Source organism: Paraburkholderia strydomiana, assembly GCF_031456815.1.
GTDB lineage: Bacteria > Pseudomonadota > Gammaproteobacteria > Burkholderiales > Burkholderiaceae > Paraburkholderia > Paraburkholderia caledonica.
Window position 1 is genome coordinate 280402 of record NZ_JAVDVL010000004.1, and the last position, 18426, is coordinate 298827.

15 protein-coding genes are annotated in these 18426 nt (G+C 63.5%); 3 read left to right on the plus strand and 12 right to left on the minus strand.

Going from position 1 to position 18426, the window contains the following annotated elements:
- Positions 1-99: 99 nt before the first annotated feature.
- The 6 genes from J2W46_RS13695 to urtA all read right to left on the minus strand — a co-directional run bounded on the left by J2W46_RS13695 (position 100) and on the right by urtA (position 7219).
- A complete protein-coding gene (locus J2W46_RS13695) occupies positions 100-993 on the minus strand; it encodes an urease accessory protein UreD (RefSeq protein ID WP_310354397.1) in 894 nt (297 codons plus the stop codon).
- A 124-nt stretch (positions 994-1117) separates the two neighbouring features.
- Positions 1118-1810 carry an urea ABC transporter ATP-binding subunit UrtE gene (urtE, locus tag J2W46_RS13700; protein WP_128585061.1) on the minus strand — a complete coding sequence of 231 codons (693 nt, stop codon included), beginning with the start codon at positions 1808-1810 and terminating at the stop codon, positions 1118-1120.
- Between the two features lie 31 nt (positions 1811-1841).
- Entirely contained in the window at positions 1842-2705 is an 864-nt protein-coding gene (urtD, locus tag J2W46_RS13705; protein ID WP_088172980.1) for an urea ABC transporter ATP-binding protein UrtD, read from the minus strand.
- Positions 2702-3907: an urea ABC transporter permease subunit UrtC gene (gene urtC, locus J2W46_RS13710; RefSeq protein WP_310354399.1), complete on the minus strand. Its 1206-nt coding sequence runs from the start codon at positions 3905-3907 to the stop codon at positions 2702-2704. Before urtC ends, urtD begins: the two co-directional genes overlap by 4 nt.
- 1 nt (position 3908) lies before the next feature.
- A complete protein-coding gene (urtB, locus tag J2W46_RS13715) occupies positions 3909-5564 on the minus strand; it encodes an urea ABC transporter permease subunit UrtB (RefSeq protein ID WP_310354401.1) in 1656 nt (551 codons plus the stop codon).
- Positions 5565-5920: 356 nt separating this feature from the next.
- A complete protein-coding gene (gene urtA, locus J2W46_RS13720) occupies positions 5921-7219 on the minus strand; it encodes an urea ABC transporter substrate-binding protein (RefSeq protein ID WP_020065123.1) in 1299 nt (432 codons plus the stop codon).
- Positions 7220-7624: 405 nt separating this feature from the next.
- Here urtA and J2W46_RS13725 point away from each other — a divergent pair, with 405 nt between their 5' ends.
- Positions 7625-8956, plus strand: a complete 1332-nt coding sequence (locus tag J2W46_RS13725; RefSeq protein WP_310354403.1) for an aspartate aminotransferase family protein — start codon at positions 7625-7627, stop codon at positions 8954-8956.
- 138 nt (positions 8957-9094) lie between these two features.
- Here J2W46_RS13725 and J2W46_RS13730 read toward each other — a convergent pair whose 3' ends face one another.
- Positions 9095-10414 (minus strand): DUF3443 domain-containing protein, encoded by a 1320-nt coding sequence (locus J2W46_RS13730; RefSeq protein ID WP_310354406.1) that lies wholly within the window; start codon positions 10412-10414, stop codon positions 9095-9097.
- 26 nt (positions 10415-10440) lie between these two features.
- Positions 10441-10938, minus strand: coding sequence for a DUF2844 domain-containing protein (locus tag J2W46_RS13735; protein WP_310354408.1), 498 nt, complete (start codon positions 10936-10938; stop codon positions 10441-10443).
- Between the two features lie 315 nt (positions 10939-11253).
- Here J2W46_RS13735 and J2W46_RS13740 point away from each other — a divergent pair, with 315 nt between their 5' ends.
- The gene (locus J2W46_RS13740; RefSeq protein WP_204520370.1) at positions 11254-12090 is read left to right on the plus strand and encodes an alpha/beta fold hydrolase; all 837 of its coding nucleotides are present in this window, start codon (positions 11254-11256) and stop codon (positions 12088-12090) included.
- 73 nt (positions 12091-12163) lie between these two features.
- On the opposite strand, the gene J2W46_RS13745 is transcribed toward J2W46_RS13740, so the two are convergent.
- The 4 genes from J2W46_RS13745 to J2W46_RS13760 form a co-directional block, all read right to left on the minus strand.
- Positions 12164-14119 (minus strand): acid phosphatase, encoded by a 1956-nt coding sequence (locus J2W46_RS13745; protein WP_310354410.1) that lies wholly within the window; start codon positions 14117-14119, stop codon positions 12164-12166.
- 270 nt (positions 14120-14389) lie between these two features.
- The gene (locus J2W46_RS13750) at positions 14390-15940 is read right to left on the minus strand and encodes a TolC family outer membrane protein (protein ID WP_310354412.1); all 1551 of its coding nucleotides are present in this window, start codon (positions 15938-15940) and stop codon (positions 14390-14392) included.
- A gap of 11 nt (positions 15941-15951) precedes the next feature.
- Positions 15952-16275: a rhodanese-like domain-containing protein gene (locus J2W46_RS13755; RefSeq protein WP_088172974.1), complete on the minus strand. Its 324-nt coding sequence runs from the start codon at positions 16273-16275 to the stop codon at positions 15952-15954.
- 59 nt (positions 16276-16334) lie between these two features.
- The gene (locus J2W46_RS13760; RefSeq protein WP_020065132.1) at positions 16335-16988 is read right to left on the minus strand and encodes a protein-L-isoaspartate O-methyltransferase family protein; all 654 of its coding nucleotides are present in this window, start codon (positions 16986-16988) and stop codon (positions 16335-16337) included.
- Positions 16989-17336: 348 nt separating this feature from the next.
- On the opposite strand from J2W46_RS13760, the gene J2W46_RS13765 reads away from it, so the two are divergent.
- Positions 17337-18425: a LacI family DNA-binding transcriptional regulator gene (locus J2W46_RS13765; protein ID WP_027804172.1), complete on the plus strand. Its 1089-nt coding sequence runs from the start codon at positions 17337-17339 to the stop codon at positions 18423-18425.
- The last annotated feature ends 1 nt before the right edge of the window (position 18426 follow it).

Below are 18426 nucleotides of genomic sequence, written 5' to 3' on the forward strand. Positions count from 1 at the left end.
CCTTACGCGGTGAAAGCGGGTGTGATTGCGGGTGTGGTTGGTTAAGAAGCTGCGGCGCTGCCGCGTGCGACTAAGGCGTGGTGGTTTTGCGCAGGTAGCCTACGTCGTCCAGATTCTCAAAGGCACCGCCTCGACGCCATGCACGACGGGCCGCAGCTGCAACCAGCATTGCGTCAACGCGCGCTGCAACGTCTCCATCGAGCGCGACACGGCGCGCACGAGCAATACGCCACTGGTCACGCAGGAAGCCGCTGCGCGCACGGCGTCGTCGAAGGGAAGCTGCGCGGTCAGCGCTTCAGCCAGCGCGTCGTCGCAAGCCGCGCCAACGGCCCATAGCGTGCCATACGCAGGAAAGCCGCCAAGCCCCTGAGCCGCGTCGCGCAACGGGTCACCGGCAACGAGGCTCGCCCGCTCCAGCCATAACAACTCGCCGTGAGCCCGCGCGATACGCGACACCGCCCGCAGGCTTCCATCGGACCACCGCTCGCCGGCCGCTTGCCGCCCGAGCTGCGTCGCATCCCAACCGATCGCCGTTGCGCCTTCGTCGAGTGTCAGCGAAAAGTCGAGGTCTGCTTTTGCGTGATCGAAAACGATATTGTTCTGCGGCAGCCAGTCGAGCCTCGCACCTTCGCCGACGCGGACAGCGATATGCTGCCGCGCGGAGCGTCCGTTGGATTTGTACCACTTGGTCGCGCCGGGCGTCGTGATCACAGCATGCGCATGAGCACCCACATTCACTTCTATATCCAGTTGATCGCCGCCCGCGATCCCGCCCGGCGGATGCACGATCACTGCGTGACAAACAGCCTGACCTTCCGGATACAACGGCCGTTGGACACGCAGCGGGCCATCGTGCAGCCGATGCTGCAGGACGCTGCGCTCGCCATGCCTGACGAACCCAAGTTCGAGCCGCGCGCGCCAATGCGCATGCGGCTCGGCTTTCGCTTCGGGTTGCACAGTAGCGAGCGTGGCGTGATTTTCGTGAAGCGACATGCGAATGAACGTGCGATCGACGTGTTGGGTACAAGAAGGTACAGGAAGAGAAGCCGCAAGGGTAAGGGCGTGGAGACCCGGCCCGAGACGCGCCGAGCATAGCACGCTCACCCACGCGAGAGCGTCACACCGCGATCAGCGCACGCACGCCATCCGCATCCATGTTCGCGCCTTCGCCGCCCGCGACGATCTCGCCGCGGCTCATCACCCAATAGCGGTCGGCAATGTCCTTCGCAAAGTCGTAGTACTGCTCGACGAGCAGCACGGTCATGCCCATCTCTTCGACCAGTTGACGCAGCGTGCGCCCAATGTCCTGAATGATCGACGGCTGAATGCCTTCCGTGGGTTCGTCGAGAATCAGCAGTTGCGGGTCGCTCATTAGCGCGCGGCCGATCGCGAGCTGCTGTTGCTGACCGCCCGACAGATCGCCGCCGCGACGGCTGCGCATATCCTTGAGCACGGGAAACAACTCATAGATGCGATCGGGAACCTTCTTCGGTGCCTTCTTGCTGGCGGCACCCACCAGCAGATTTTCTTCGACGGTGAGCCGCGGAAAAATATCGCGTCCCTGCGGCACGTAGGCAAGCCCTTTCTCGACGCGAGAATAGGTGGGCAGCTTCGTGATCGGCGCGCCGCGCCAGGCGATCGAGCCGCTCTTCGTCTGCACGACGCCCATCAGGCAACGCAGCAACGTCGTCTTGCCCACGCCATTGCGGCCGAGCAGCACGGTGAGTTTGCCATCGGGCACGGTGAGCTTCACATCGCGAAGAATGTGGCTGCCGCCGTAGTACTGGTTCAGGTTTTCTACTTCTAGCATGTCCGTTCGACCCTTTGACTGGCCTGTCCGCTCAGCGGCCAAGATACGACTCGATCACCGTCTCGTCGCGTTTCACTTCGTCGAGCGTGCCGTGCGCGAGCACGCGCCCTTCGGCCATCACCGTGACCTTGCCGGTATCGCCCGATAGAGCTTTCACGAACTCCATGTCGTGTTCGACGACCATCATCGAGCACGTGCCTCGCAGATGGTTGAGCAGGTCTGCCAACTGCATCGTCTCGTCATCGGTCATGCCCGCGGCAGGTTCGTCGAGTAGCAGCAGCGCCGGTTGCTGCATCAGCAACATGCCAATTTCCAGCCGCTGCTTCTGTCCGTGCGACAGTTCGCCGGCAAGACGCCGCGCCTCGGATTCCAGACCGATCAGCACGAGCGTTTCTTCGATGCGTGCTTGCGCTTCGCGATCGAGCCGCGCGCGCAGCGACGCAAGCCATCCCTTGTCGGTCTTCATTGCGAGTTCGAGGTTTTCCCACACGGGATGCTGCTCGAAAACCGTCGGCTTCTGGAACTTGCGTCCAATGCCGGCACGTGCAATGGACGGCTCGTTCATCCGCGTGAGGTCGATCGACTGGCCGAGAAACACCTTGCCCGAATCGGGCGAGGTCTTGCCGGTGATCACGTCCATCATCGTCGTCTTGCCGGCGCCGTTCGGTCCGATGATGCAGCGCAATTCGCCGGCGTCGATAGAAAGCGTCAGCGCATTCAACGCACGAAAGCCGTCGAAGCTCACGGTCACGTCTTCGAGATACAGGATCGTGCCGTGGGAAATGTCGATCTCGCCGGGAACGACGACGTGCCCCATGCTCGCGACGCCGCTCAACGCGTGTTCAGAAGGATGTTCGGGCAAAGCCAGGTCGGGAACCATCGGGTTTTCGTTCATGAGCGGTTCCTCTTGCGCGTCACGAGTTCGACCAGTCCCATGATGCCGCTCGGCAAAAACAGCGGGACCAGCACGAAAATCAGACCGAGGAAGAACAGCCAGTATTCAGGAAAGTTCGCCGTGAAGAAGCTCTTCGCGCCGTTCACCGCGAAGGCGCCGACAATCGGCCCAATCAACGTGCCGCGTCCGCCGACGGCCACCCAGATGGCCATTTCGATCGAATTGCCAGGCGACATCTCACCCGGATTGATGATGCCGACCTGTGGCACGTACAACGCGCCGGCAATGCCGCACAACACGGCGGACACGGTCCATACGAAGAGTTTGTACGCGAGCGGACTGTAGCCCAGGAACATCAGGCGCGTTTCGCCGTCGCGCACGGCGGTCACGACGCGGCCGAGCTTCGAGGTGACGATGGCCCGCGCGCCGAGGAACGCGACGATCAGCACCGCAAACGTGATCAGCAGCAGGGCAGTGCGCGTTCCAGCATGCGTGATTGGAAAGCCGCCGATGCGCTTGAAATCGGTGAAGCCGTTATTGCCGCCAAAGCCCGTCTCATTGCGATAGAAGAGCAGCATGGCAGCGAACGTCATCGCCTGCGTGATGATCGACAGATAGACGCCCTTCACTCGCGAGCGGAACGTGAAGAAGCCGAACACCCATGCCACCACGGCCGGCACCAGCACCACGAGCAGGAGCGCATAGCCGAGATGCTGCGTGCCTTGCCAATACCACGGCAGTTGATGCCAGTCGAGGAACACCATGAAGTCGGGCAGATCGCTGCCGTATTTGCCGTCGTGGCCGATTGCGCGCATCAGGTACATGCCGATCGCGTAGCCGCCCAGTGCGAAGAAGAGCGCGTGTCCGAGACTCAGAATGCCGCAGTAACCCCACACCAGATCGAGTGCGAGCGCCGCGATCGCGTAGCACATGAACTTGCCGGTGATGGTCGTCGCATAAGCGGACAGATGCAGCGGACTCGCTTCCGGCACCACTAGCGTAGCGAACGGCACGCCGAGGCCGAACACGACGATCAGCGCGATCAGCGCAAGCCATGCACGGCGCGACAGCAGCGCGGGACGCGGCGGCAAGCCGAGGGCAAAGCCCGACTGCGCGACGCGGTCAGCTGAGTTGCCGGCCGGGTTGCCATCCGTTGCACCCACATGAGCCGACGCGGCCGAAGAAGAAGTTGCAGATGTCATCTCATGCCTCCGCGCTACGGCCCTTGAGGGCGAACATGCCCTGCGGACGCTTCTGGATGAACAGCACGATCAGCACGAGCACCGCGATCTTCGCGAGCACGGCGCCCCAGAACGGCTCGATCGCCTTGCTCACGAGTCCGAGCCCGAAGCCGCCGATCACCGTGCCCGCCAGTTGACCCACGCCACCGAGCACGACCGCCATGAACGAATCGATGATGTAGCTTTGCCCGAGGTCGGGCCCGACATTGCCGATCTGCGATAACGCGCAGCCGCCGAGTCCCGCAATGCCCGCGCCGAACGCGAACGCATACGAGTCGACCCGTGCGGTCTTCACGCCGACGCATGCAGCCATGCGGCGGTTCTGCGTGACGGCGCGCACGAAGAGTCCGAGGCGCGTCTTCGTCAACACGGCCCATGCAATGCCGACGACGATCAGCGAAAACGCGAGAATCGCGAGCCGGTTGTACGGCAGGATCAGGTTCGCCATGACGGTCACGCCGCCGCTCATCCACGAAGGATTGACGACCTGCACGTTCTGCGCGCCGAACAGCATCCGCGTCGCCTGAATCAGGATCAGGCTGATGCCGAAGGTGGTCAGCAGCGTTTCGAGCGGACGGCCATACAGATGCTTGAGCACGAGCCGCTCGATCACGATGCCGACCAGTGCCGCCGCAACGAACGACGCTGGCACCGCGACGAGCGGATACCAGTCGAAGCCGCCCGGCGCGAAGCGCTGAAAGAGGTTCTGCACGACATACGTGGCGTAGGCGCCGATCATGAGGAATTCGCCGTGCGCCATGTTGATGACGCCGATCAGGCCATACGTGATGGCAAGCCCGAGTGCAGCGAGCAGCAGCACGCTGCCGAGCGAGAGACCCGCGAACAGCGTGCCGGCGATTTCACCGCGGCGCTGGATTGCGTCGAGTTCGTCGATACCGCTTTGCGCCGCGGCCCGCACGCGAGCGTCGGCTTCCGCGAATGTGCCGTCGGGCTTTTTCGCGACGAGCGGTCGCAGCAGTTCGTTCATGTCGAGGTCGTGCCGCGCGGCGACGAGCTTCACTGCTTCGAGACGCTTAGCCGCGTCGGCGTCATGCAGCGCGGTCATTGCCCACAGCGTGTCGAGGCGCTTCTTCAGAGCCGGGTCGGTTTCTTTTGCGCGGGCCGTATCGACGAGCGGCTTGATCGACGGGTCAGGGTTTTTCAGCAGCGCGTTGATGGCTTGCTCGCGCGTCGCTTTATCCGGCGAGTCGAGCTGTAAGCCCGAGAGCGCGCCCGCCACTTTCGAGCGCAGCAGATTATTCAACGTGACGGGTTGTGCGTCGCTTGCGGCGACCGTCTTGCCGGTGACGGCATCGCGCGTCGCGTCGCCGTCCTGCAGCAGGACGGCGCCTGAGTCGGTGGCGAGCACGCCGTCTTCGGACAACGCCTTCAGCACCGCGACCGACTCCTTGTCGTGATTGGCGATGAGTTTGTCGATGGCTGCGGACTTCGCGTCGAAGTCGTCGGCGGCAAGCGGCGCGACATCGGCCGCGGTCAACGCGAACGCGGCATGCGGCGTCAGCGAGCCCAACGCAATCAACGTGAGCAACGCAAAAGCGGTGCTGCTGACGCTGCGTCGCGCGAACCGCTCTGCAAAAGTGAGGAATGAAAACGCCATGATGGCCTTTGAAGAATGACCGGCGACGCGCTTTGCAATGCTCGCATCGCGCCGGTTGAATGCGGGCCGGTGTTGTGCCGCACGCTGCACGGCTTCGCTCAGCCGCCGAATCGCATGGGGCAGTGTCGAGCGGGACGGGTCGCGAGCATTACGACCGTGATCGCTCGCCAGGTGCGCGCGAGTTTCGATTGCGATTGCTGCGCATGCCGGATTCGCGGCGAACCCATTGCGCGTGCCGGAACACGCTAACGGTCGCCGGGAGTTCACCCGGAATTCGCCCGAGTTCGCCCGAGTTCGCCCGAGTTCGCCTCGACACATGACGGCGGCCACTCGAGCCGCCGTCATACGCGGTGCCGTTAAGCGACCCGCGAGCGCTTCAGAAACGCCGGGATCGAGCTGACCACATCCGGCTTGCCTGCATTGCCTGCGATGAACGGGCTCCACGGCTGCGCGCGAACCGCGGTCTTGGTGCGCCACACCACGTTGAACTGACCGTCTGCGCGCACTTCGCCGATCATCACCGGCTTGTGCAGATGGTGGTTGCCGTCCATTTCGAGCGTGAAGCCCGACGGCGCTGCAAACTGCTGGCCGATCATCGCCACGCGCACCTTGTCGACTTCGGTGCTCTTCGCCTTCTCGACAGCCTGCTTCCACATGTGGATGCCGACGAAAGTCGCTTCCATCGGGTCGTTCGTCACGCGCTTGGTGCCGCCAGGCAGATTGTTCTCCTTGACCCACGCGGCCCATTGTTTCTTGAACTTCTCGTTGGCCGGGTTGCGCACGGACATGAAGTAGTTCCATGCCGCGAGGTTGCCCACCAGCGGCTTCGTGTCGATGCCGCGCAGTTCTTCCTCGCCGACCGAGAACGCGACGACCGGCACATCGGAAGCCTTCAGCCCCTGGTTGCCGAGTTCCTTATAGAACGGCACGTTGGAGTCGCCGTTCACCGTCGAGATCACAGCCGTCTTGCCGCCTTGCGAGAAGGTCTTGATGTTCGCGACGATGGTCTGGTAGTCGCTGTGGCCGAACGGCGTATAGACCTCCTGGATGTCGGCCTCCTGCACGCCCTTCGACTTCAGGAACGCGCGCAGAATCTTGTTGGTCGTGCGCGGATACACGTAGTCGGTGCCGAGCAGGAAGAAGCGCTTCGCGCCGCCGCCTTCCGCGCTCATCAGATATTCGGTTGCAGGGATCGCCTGCTGGTTCGGCGCAGCGCCCGTGTAAAACACGTTGCGCGACATCTCTTCACCTTCGTACTGGACCGGGTAGAAGAGCAGCCCGTTGAGTTCCTCGAACACCGGCAGCACCGACTTGCGCGACACCGACGTCCAGCAGCCGAACACCACCGCGCACTTTTCCTGCGTGATCAATTGACGCGCTTTTTCGGCGAAGAGCGGCCAGTTCGAAGCGGGGTCGACCACCACCGGCTGAAGCTGACGGCCCATCACGCCGCCGTTCTTGTTGATGTCAGCGATCGTCATCAGCGCGGTGTCTTTCAGCGATGTCTCGGAGATCGCCATCGTGCCGGACAGGGAATGCAGGATGCCAACCTTGATCGGGCCGCTCGCGGACTGTGCGTGCGCGAACGGCGCGCGACCTGCAAGCGCGAGCGCGCCGGACATGGAGCCGAACTTCAACAGACTGCGACGTTTCATGTGTATCCCCTTGCCATTGATGATGAATGTTTATGGGCGTCGATTTCAGCCACGGGGCTTGCCCCGCATGACTTGCCGCTCGTGTACTGCAAGGCACATGCCATGTGAGGGATGCGGGGCGCTCCGCGGCTTCGCGCGCTGCGGCGCGCCTCCATGCGAGCGGGCTTATGCTGCTTGGCGTACGAATCTGGTGCACATGGCTTCGATGCGCCTCGTTCAGGTGCGCGCCGCGCCGCGACGAAGCGTGACGATCGGCCAGCGGGCTTTGGCGGTGCACATGCGCCGCTGCTTTGTGCATGCGCTGTGTTGTGCCTACACTGAAAGACCGCTTACTGGCCTTTGCATGGGACGGGACTAAGCGCTGAAGCGCTAATTCCTGTCGACAGTTCTGCATGGAGATATGAGATGACTGAATCCGCCGGCGCCAATCAACCCGATATGTCCGCGTTCTGGATGCCCTTCACCGCCAATCGCCAGTTCAAGAGCGCGCCGCGTCTGCTCGCGAGCGCGAAGGGCATGTACTACACCTCGCATGATGGGCGGCGCATTCTCGACGGCACCGCGGGCCTGTGGTGCGTGAACGCAGGGCACTGCCGCGATGAAATCGTGGCCGCCGTGCAGGCTCAGGCTGCTGAGATGGATTTCGCGCCCACGTTCCAGATGGGCCACCCGAAAGCATTCGAAGCCGCGACGAAAATCGCGCGACACACGCCGGGCGATCTGAAGCACATCTTCTTCGTGAACTCAGGCTCGGAAGCAGTCGACACCGCGCTGAAGATCGCGCTTGCCTATTACCGCTCGCGTGGCGAGGGACAACGCACCCGCTTCATTGGACGCGAGCGCGGCTATCACGGCGTCGGCTTCGGCGGAATTTCCGTTGGCGGCATTGCGCCCAACCGCAAGGCGTTTTCGGGCGCGCTACTGCCGTCGATCGATCATTTGCCGCATACGCTGAACATCAAAGAGGCCGCTTATTCGAAGGGCCAACCGGCGTGGGGCGCGCATCTCGCCGACGAACTCGAGCGGATCGTCGCGCTGCACGATGCGTCGACGGTTGCGGCGGTGATCGTCGAGCCGGTGGCCGGATCGACAGGCGTGCTGATTCCGCCGCAAGGTTATCTTCAACGGTTGCGCGAGATTTGCGACAAGTACGGCATTCTGCTGATCTTCGACGAAGTCATCACGGGTTGGGGCCGCCTCGGCGCGCCGTTCGCCGCGCAGTATTTCGGCGTCACACCCGACCTGCTGACGATGGCGAAGGGCACCAACAACGCGGCCGCTCCGATGGGCGCGGTGGCCGCAAGCGGCCAGATTCACGACTCGATCGTGAACGGCGCGCCGGGCGGCATCGAGCTGTTTCATGGCTATACGTACTCGGGACATCCGATTGCGGCTGCGGCGGCATGCGCGACGATCGACCTCTACGAGCGCGAGCAGTTGTTCGATCGGGCCGCGCGGATGGCGCCGCTTTTCGAGCGCGCGATTCACAAGCTGCGCGGTGAACGGCATGTGATCGACGTTCGCAACCTCGGGCTGGTGGGCGGCGTCGAGCTTGCGTCGCGCGACGGCGCGCCTGGCACACGCGCTTACGACGTGTTCGTGCGATGTTTCCAGAAGGGTGTATTGACACGCTATACCGGCGACATTCTCGCGTTCTCGCCGCCGCTCATTATCGAAGAGGCTCAGATCGACGAGATTTTTGCGACGGTGGCCGAGGTGTTGAGGGAGACGGATTGAAGCTTCGGGCGATGGCTTTATGCGCTGACTTTAGGAGTTCGCCGTAGGGGTTGCATCAGGTCTTTGCATCAGGCGTTTGCATGAGGCCAGCGCGTGCCGCGCCGGCCTCATGCATTGCGCGTGGTTTGCGTCAGTACGCTAGAACGCGACGAACGGTCCGCTCTGGTTACCGACCTTCGCGTTCCCCATTACTGTGTAGACGTCCCGGCCATAGAAAAACGGCAGCCCCCACAGGAACATGCCGTTTTTCCCGCTGTACGCGAAGTTCACGCCGGCGTTGCTGAGAGCGTAGTAGCCGGATAATCGCAGGTTGCTCGTATCAGCAATGGAGAACGGCATATCGAGCGGCTTGCCTGTGCCGTTGGTGGCCTCCATTGTTGCGCTCATATTCAGCGGCGTGGCAGGCGTGTACCAGCCGTCCGCACTCGTCGCGATGGTGTCGTCGGGGAAGGCGTATGCATTAGTGCCGCTGTCGATCACGCTGCGGGTAAAGACTTTGCCGCGATACTGCGTCGTGAAAGCGCCGTATTTGTCGATGGCGAGCACGGTCGCGCTCGGCGGCAACGCGTTGTTCTGCTGCGTACCGATGCCGAACACCAGTTGCCCCGTGACGCTCGTCTGGCCGCCGGCCGGCACAGCGGGCAGGCGGATGATCGTGCCGTTGTTGTCCGTGGCGAATGCGGCTACGGGGTTCTTCACTTCCTTGCCGGCTAGCATGCGTGTGCTAATGCACGAGTTCTGCGACGGGCAGTAGTAGTAATTGCCAGGAATCGCGGTAGTGACCGCGTCGGCTGAGTCTGTAGCGAAACTGTCGACGCCGAGAATACCGTTAATGCCAGCGAAGGCGCCGCCGCCCAGGTCGGCACCGTAGTTCGTGCAGTCGTCGGGGGCGGCGAATGCGTTGTCCGCGTACACCTGGATTGGAAGGTTGCTCGCTGTCTTGCTGCCGATCGTAATGTCGGCGCGTTTGACCGAGCCCCACGTATAGCCTGAGGCGAACGGCATGCATTCGACGATGGGGGCGGAGCCGCTTATGTCGTCGACTGCGCCGACTTGCATGAGCAGCAGCGGGGCCAGTGTGGGAATGGCGCGCGCGGCGATCCGCACGCCGGTGGAGCCGGTGTCGACCAGCATGTTGTCGACGGTCACGCATTGCGGCGCGTTCTGGGTGCCCGGCACGCATAGCCTGATCGAGGCCTTGAGCAGGTTGACGCCGCCCATCGTATTGTCGACGCGGATCGTGACCGTGTTGTCGCCTGTAGCGGGCGGCGATGAATTCCCCGAACCGCCGGAGGCGCCGGACCCGTGCGGTGTCCATTGCGGCGTGGCGTTCCAGCCTGCCGAATTATTGCCCTGAGTGCCGGAGCCGGCACTCCCGCCGCCCCCGCCGCCACAAGCGGCAAGCGTCAGGACGCCGATGACCGCCGCGAGCGACAGCGTCTTTTTCAATGTATTCATGTGTTTTCCCGGGAAGCGCATGGCTGTTATTCGAGATCGCCCGGACGCACGCCCGCGGGCATCAGACGCGGCACCCAGGCCATGCCGAAGAAGCGCCCAAGGCGGCCTGCGGATTCGATGCGGAAGTCGTCGTTGCCTTCGATCAGAGGACCGGAGCCGCGCACGCCGCTTTGCCCGGATGCAACGTAATTCGCGAAGTAGCTGCCGAGCAGCGCGCGCATGTTCGGGCGCACCGGGCCGTCCCAGGTCACGGCGAAGACGACGTTGGCGCTCAACACGTATTCGCGGATCGTGGCGCCGTTCGCGTCGTTCGACTGACGCACCGAGTAGGGCGCCGCGCTAACGAGCCCGCCGGCCGGCTGGCTGCTTGCGGACGCCGGAGCGGACGCCGAAGCGGACTGCGGCGTGGCGGCGCGCAGCATGAGCGGCATGGACGCTCCCGTGACCGGCGGGCCGCCGAGTGCGGCATACGACGCCAACGGCAACACGGTTGCGGCCAGCATCGCTATCTTCATGAGTCTCATCACACGGCTCCCGAAATGGACCGAGCATGGTGCCTGTCTGGTATTCGGGAAACCCTGCGAAATTTCTCAATCGGGTGGACGAAGCGGCGCAATAAATTGCGACGAGAGTGAGCGTGCCAAGAGGCGATTGATGGCAGCGGCGCAACGATCAGTTCTTTTCATCGCGCTTCCATAACGCGGCGCGTGTCAGTATTCTCCTTTCAGCGCGTTGCCAGATTCGCTCCACAGTTTGTTGCCACCATGGTGGCTTTCGTAACACTCGCGCCGGATCATCCAGTCTGCTATTGCCCAAAACGTGAAACAGGAGAAACGACCATGCCGTACGTGACAACGAAGGACAATGTCGAAATTTTCTACAAAGACTGGGGTCCGAAGGACGCGCAGCCGATCGTGTTCCATCACGGCTGGCCGTTGTCTTCCGACGACTGGGATACGCAGATGCTGTTCTTCGTTCAGAAGGGCTTCCGCGTGATCGCTCACGACCGGCGCGGCCACGGCCGCTCGTCGCAAGTCTCCGACGGACACGACATGGACCACTACGCCGCCGACGCGTTCGCGGTGGTCGAAGCGCTCGATCTGCGCAACGCCGTACATATCGGCCATTCGACTGGCGGCGGCGAGGTGGCTCGCTATGTGGCGAAGCACGGCGAACCGGCTGGCCGCGTCGCGAAGGCGGTGCTGGTGAGCGCCGTGCCGCCGCTGATGCTCAAGACCGAAGCAAACCCGGAAGGTCTGCCGCTTGAAGTCTTCGACGGCTTTCGCAAGGCGCTTGCCGACAATCGCGCGCAGTTCTTCGTCGACGTTCCGGCGGGGCCGTTCTACGGCTTCAATCGTCCGGGCGCAACGGTCCATCAAGGCGTGATCCAGAACTGGTGGCGTCAGGGCATGATGGGCAGCGCCAAGGCGCACTACGAAGGCATCAAGGCCTTCTCGGAAACGGACCAGACCGAAGACCTTCGCTCGATCAGCGTGCCGACTCTCGTGCTGCACGGCGAAGACGACCAGATCGTGCCGTTTGCCGATGCGGCGCTGAAGTCGATCAAGCTGTTGAAGAACGGAACATTGAAGACGTATCCGGGCTTCCCACACGGCATGTTGACGTTGAACGCAGATGTGCTCAACGCTGATCTGCTGGCGTTCATTCAGGGGTAAATGCAAGGCTGCGAGTCCGCGCAGAGCGGACTCGCAGCCGATGTGGCGAAGGCGGGGAGCCTTGCCGCCTTGGTTACGAATCGAGATGGACCTGAACGCCGGTTGATGAGTAGACCGGCGTGGCTTTGAAGCCATCAACGGAAACAGCGGAGAACTTCACGTTCGAACCATTGCCGCTGATCACAGTGATCGTATCGCCCGCCTTGGGTTTGAAGCCGTCGACGAACTTCACATGCAGCGTTCCGCCGAGAACCGTGGTCTGAGCGCCGACCTTCATCGAGCCTTGTCCATTGGCGCCGAGATTGAGCTCCAGCGTCGTATTTGCAAGCTGCGTGAATTTGCCGACGACCGAAACCACACCGGGCGCATTGACGACCAGCGAGCCCGCACCTAGATACACGTCACCTGTTCCGAGCGCGGACGCCGAGTCGGCTTCGAGCGTGCCGCCTGCAATCTGCGAGCCACCCGAGTAGGTGTTGGCTCCGGCCAGTCTCAGCGTGCCGGTTCCTTGCAAGGTGAGCTTGCCCGTGCCCGAGATCGGGTTGCGCCAGGTGTCGAGCGCGTTGAAGCCGCCTTGTGTCGCGTCCATCGAGACGATCACATTGCCGTTGAACGCGCCATAGCCGTCCGCGGCTGCGAACATGTTCAGGCGGCCCCAGCCCTCGGCATCGTCCATGACGGGATACCCCGACGGAAGTTCGGTCGTCTTCAGCACGACGCGGCGTTGATCCGCGCTGAGGTACGGAAAGCGGGTTTCCAGCAGCAGTTCCGCACCCTTCGGAACCACCGGCGCTGCATCGGTCGCTTCGATTTGCGCGAAGCCGAATGTCATCCGGCGCAAGTAGTCCGACCGGTTGGCCGTGTAGTCGGCGAAACGGTCCGTCGCGGTCGTGCCCGAATGCGCGAACGCGTTGAACGTGTTGTTCGTCGTGCTGGTTTGCGTCATCAAAGCGCTTTGGGCCTGCGCGTAGGCGGCGGCCTTCAAAGACGCGTTGGCCGGGTTATACAGATTGGCAGCCACAACCGCCAGGCCCTGCATCCGTCCACCTGTCACGTCGAGCGGCGAATGCATGCCTGCGACGATACGGTTTTCGCCCAGTTCCATCGCACGACTCATCATTTCCTGGAAGCGCTGCGGGACCACGTAAGCCATGGCCATCGAGTCGCGCATTGCCTCCGCCGTATGGCCGCTGATGAAGCCGCCATCGGTGGCGGGCGTCGTGCTTTCGGCCGGCACGAGTGTCGGCACGACCACCACCGAACTGCTCCAGCGGTACGGCCTCGCGTATTTGTAGAAGCGCTTCGCAGGTTCTGTCGAACCGTTCGTGCTCATTGCGTTGACAAAGTCGACCACGGTGCCGAACGCGGCATTGGCCGGACGGCCAACGCCCGTGTTGTTGCCTGCGTCGTTGTACAGCGTGGTGGTCGCATTCGCGGGAATCGAGGTGATAGTGGTGGTCTGCTGCGTGAGGCCGAGCCATGCGCCGGTCAACGGTCCCATACCGTCTGTCACGCTGTATCCCTTGTTGCGGCGGTCGTCGAAATACGCTGCGTCCGCTTGCGCCTGGGTGCGCGAGACCGTCTCGTTGACGACGAACTGTGTGTTCTGATTCAACACGGCCGCATTGAGGACCGTGCCGCACGCCGTGCCTGAGTTGATGAGACCCGAGCATGTCGAGGCAACCACGGCGGGGAAACCGTCGACTGCAGGCGCGGACGCTCCCGCGTCGACAATCATCGTCGACGGCTGCCACAGGTCGAGGAAGCGCGCGACCACACGTACGCCGGCATTCGTATCGAGGGTCGCGAAGTGCGCGTCGTTTCTTTGATTGGAAGCAGCATTGTCGACGAATGCCGGCACGGGAGGAATGGAGGCACTGTCCACAAATCCAGGATCCGCCGGCGGGGCGGGCGCGACGGCCGCACTGCTCTGGAGGTCGTCACTGCTGCCGCACGCGCCCAGCGCGAGCAGGGTGCATAAAGCAACGAAAGTCGATAACGGGCGGCGTGCGGGTGGTTGGAACAACATAGGCTTCCTGATGTCGGTTGTAAGAGATCGAATGGGAACGGATCTTGAGTAACTCAAGTTAAGCCCCGATGACATTCAGAAAGATGGGAGAGGGTTCAAAGCGGCCGCACGCGAGGACAAATGCGAGAGTGAGGCCGCACAGTTGGGTCCCGTTCTGCAGGAAGATGCGTGGAAGATCGTCGTTGAAGCGCGAGCGATTTATATGCCGGGTGAACGGTACAGTCCGCGAATCGGTCCGCGGATCAGCCCGGCTTTGAACTGCAGCAGCGGCTATTGCGTTGTGGCCGTACCGGACAACCCCCGCCGCCCGAGCTTGCCCGCCGCGCCCTTCGCCGCGGCGCCCGGATGCGGCACTGTGGGCGCTTGTGGCAGCGCGGTCAATGCGCCATCGTCGACGGGAGATAGCAGCGAGCTCAGCTGCAAGACGTCCTGATCGGTGAGGTTCGCAGTGGCGGCCTTCAGCTTGAGACTATTGATCAGCGTGTCGTAACGCGCCTTTGCCAGGTCGCGCCGCGCGGAGAAGAGCTGGTCTTGCGCGTTCAGCACATCGATGTTGATACGCACGCCGACCTGATAGCCAAGCAGATTCGATTCGAGCGACGTGCGCGCGGAGCGCTCGGCAGTCTGCAGCGCACGCACTTGCGCGAGCCCGCTGACCACGCCGAGAAACGCCTGGCGCGCGGAGAGCGCCGCGTTGCGCCGGGCAGTGTCGAGATCGGCGGCAGCCTGGTCCTCGAGTGCGAGCGTCTGGCGAACGCGGCTTTGCGTGGCGCCGCCTGCGAAAAGCGGAATCGTGACCTGTACGCCGATCGTGCTGTTCGTGTACGAGGAGCCCAGGTTGCCGAGTTCAGCTGCCAGCGCAGGCGTGCCGGGCGAAGGCGTATTCGCGCCGCTGCCGAAGCCGCCGCCGAAATTCCCGCCGAAGTTGCCGGCTCCCGCCGCGCCCAGGCTGCTATGCGAGCGGCTCGCGACCAGATCCACAGTCGGCAGATGGCCGGCTTTCGCCTTCGACGTTTCACGCTGCGCGTTATCGAGCGCGATCTGTCTGAGTACCACCTGGTAGTTCGCGTCGCTCGCCGCATCGACCCATTGGTTGATGTCCGCGGGCACGGGCGGCGGAAGCGGAGCCCCGGCCGCGAGACCGTCGATATGCTCGACCGGATGCCCGACGATCTGCTGCAGCGCCGCCAGCTTGACGGCGAGATCGTTCTGCGTGGCGATTTCCTGCGAGACCGCCTGATCGTATTTGGCCTGCGCTTCGTTCGTGTCGGTGATCGTCGTGTTGCCCACTTCGAATGAACGCTTTGCCGATTCTAGTTGTTGCGCGATCGACGCCTTCTGCGACCGCGCGATGGCAACGCTGTCTTGCGCGGCGAGCGCGTCGAAGTACGCCTCGCCAAGGCGCACGATCAGATCCTGGCGCGCCTGCGCGAACGAGGCCTGCGCGGACGCGACCGCGAGCTTGCCCTGCGCATAGCCGTACCAGCTGTCCACATGAATGAGTGGCTGCGTAAGCGAGACCACATAGCCGTAGGTGTTGCCGTACGACGCCGGAAAGCCACCGCCGAAGTCGGTGCTCTGACGGCTGCCATTGAGCGACGCCGAGACTTGCGGCAGCAGCTTCGCGCGTGCGAGCGGCAGTTCCTCGCTATTGGCGGCGAGCGCGGCGCGCGCGCTTTGCAGAGGCGCGTCGTTGGAGAGCGCTTCGTCGTAGAGTTGGGAGAGATCGACTGCTTGCGCGAGCGGCGCGTGCAACACGCAGGCAAGCGCGCAAGCAAGCGCCAGAGCAGACGCCAGGAGCGGCGCGTGCTGACGCTTCATTGCCCGTGGGCTCAGTAAGTGGGAACTGACGGGTCGACCTGGCGCGACCATGCGTCGATCCCGCCTTGCAGATTGAAGACGTTCGCGTGGCCGCGCGATTCGAGGAACATCGCGACCTGCGCGCTGCGTGCGCCGTGGTGGCAGATGCAGACGATTTGCGCGTCGTCGTCGAGTTCTTCGCTGCGCGCGGGAATTTCACGCATGGGAATCGACACGATGCCGGCCATCGCCGCCGTCTGGATTTCCCACGGCTCGCGCACGTCGAGCAGCACGGGTGCGGGACGCGACGTGTCGGCGAGCCATTCGGCGAGTGCGGGAGCGGTCAGGTTTTGCATCAGCGAGACTTCCGTTCAGAGGACGGCGGCGCGCCGGCCGTCCGTGAAAAACACGCGAATCAGAACTTGAAGCGCGGCGGCTGCACCGCGTTGACGAGCGGTTCGACGTAGGTTTCGAACACGTCGGCGACGCGGTACTGCTTTTCGTCGATACGCGTGATGATCTGCGCCTTCATGACCGGCGCGGTGCCGACAAACGCTGCCAGACGGCCGCCGATCTTCAGGTGTTCGAGAATTTCCTGCGGCAGCACGGGCAGTCCGCCCGACACGCAGATCACGTCGTACGGAGCAGCGGCGGCCCAGCCGCGCGCGGCGTCGCCGGTCGCGACTTCGGCATTCAGCACGCCATTCGCGATCAGGTTGTTCTTTGCCAGTTCCGCGAGTTCCGGTTCGATATCGACTGTCAGCACGTGTTGCGCGCGGTGCGCGAGCAGCGCCGCCATGTAACCGGAACCGGCGCCGATTTCGAGCACGCTCTCATGTTTCTTCACCGCCAGTTCCTGCAGCGTGCGCGCCTCGACGCGCGGCGCCAGCATATGCTGACCGGCCGGCAACGGCACTTCGAAGTCGGCGAAAGCCAGATCGCGGTATGCGGCGGGGACGAAGTTTTCACGCTTGACGATCGACAGCAGATTCAGCACGTCCTGGTCGAGCACTTCCCAGGGGCGGATCTGCTGTTCGATCATGTTGAAACGCGCTTGCTCGATGTTCATGGTGGGTTTGGCGGTTCTGGTTTGGCGAGTTTTGCGATTTTCCCACTGCGCGGCGGCTTCGGCGGAGAGCCCGCTGATGTCAGCACTAACACTCGATGCGCAAGCCGCGGCAGGGTAACTGCGGGATTGTACCAAATGGTGCCGGCAGTCCGGGGCCGAGGCGGGCATCGCGCCGAGCGGGCTTTCGCAGGCGCCGCCCGGGTTCGCGCATTCGTCGCGGAGCTCGTGTGTTCGTCGCCGCCTCGCTTTTCGCCGATGCCCCCGTGTAAATCCCTAGGAATCCGGCCTTGCACTTCCACACTCGTTCGCTAAAAAATGTAATCGATTACATTTCCGGAAGCCGCTGCCTTGTCCAGATCGACATCAAAAGCGAAGCCCGCAGCGGTGTCCGCAACCGGCGACGAGTCGCGGCCGCAACCGCTTTCGCGGGCGTCGCGTTCGGCGGAAGGGCTCTCTATCGCGGGCGTGGCGAGGCAGGCGGGAGTGTCGGTGGCGACTGTGTCACGCGTGCTGAATGCCCACGAGAACGTGCGCCCCGCGACTCGCGACAAGGTGCTCGCCGCCGTCGACGCGAGCGGCTACCGCGTCAACGAGCTCGCGCGCAATCTGCGCACCGCCGAAAGCCGCCTGTTGCTCACCATGGTCCCCGACTTCGGCAATCCGTTCTACGCCGAGATCGTCCGCGGCATCGACAGCGTTGCGCGCCAGCACGGTTACTTCATGCTGCTCTGCGACACGGGCGCGGACGCCGGCCGCGAGCGCGGCTACTTCGACCTGCTGCGCCGCCGCCGCGCCGACGGCGCGATCTGTCTCGACCCGGCGACGATCCAGCAGGCACAAAGCGATGCATCCGGCGCGTTGCCTTGGGTTGCATGCTGCGAGTTCGATCCGGCGGTGGGCGTGCCGTATGTGGGCATCGACAACTACCGGGCCGCGGGCGACGCCGTGCGGCACCTTCTGTCTCGCGGACATCGGCGCATCGGCCTCATCAATTCCGACATCGACTATCTGTACGCGCGGCAGCGTCAGCAAGGCTATCTGGATGCGCTGACCGACGCCGGCATCACGCCGCTCGACGGCTGGCGCATGAACCTGAACAGCCTTGACTATGAGGCGGGTGCGTCGGCGGCGGCCACGCTGATGCTGCCGCCCGACGCACCGACCGCAATCTTCGCCGTGTCCGACACGCTCGCGACGGGCGTGCTTCACGGCTTGCGAAGCGTCGGCAAGCGCGTACCCGACGATGTCGCCGTGGTCGGATTCGACGACATCTCTATCGCCGCACAAATCGATCCGCCGCTGACCACGATCGCGCAGCCCATGCGCGAACTGGGCGAAACCGCCGCGCGCCTTCTGCTGCAGCGGCTTGCCAATCCGCTCGCCAACGTGCCGGGTGTGCTGCTGCCTCACCGGCTCGTGATTCGCGGGAGCACGTGAC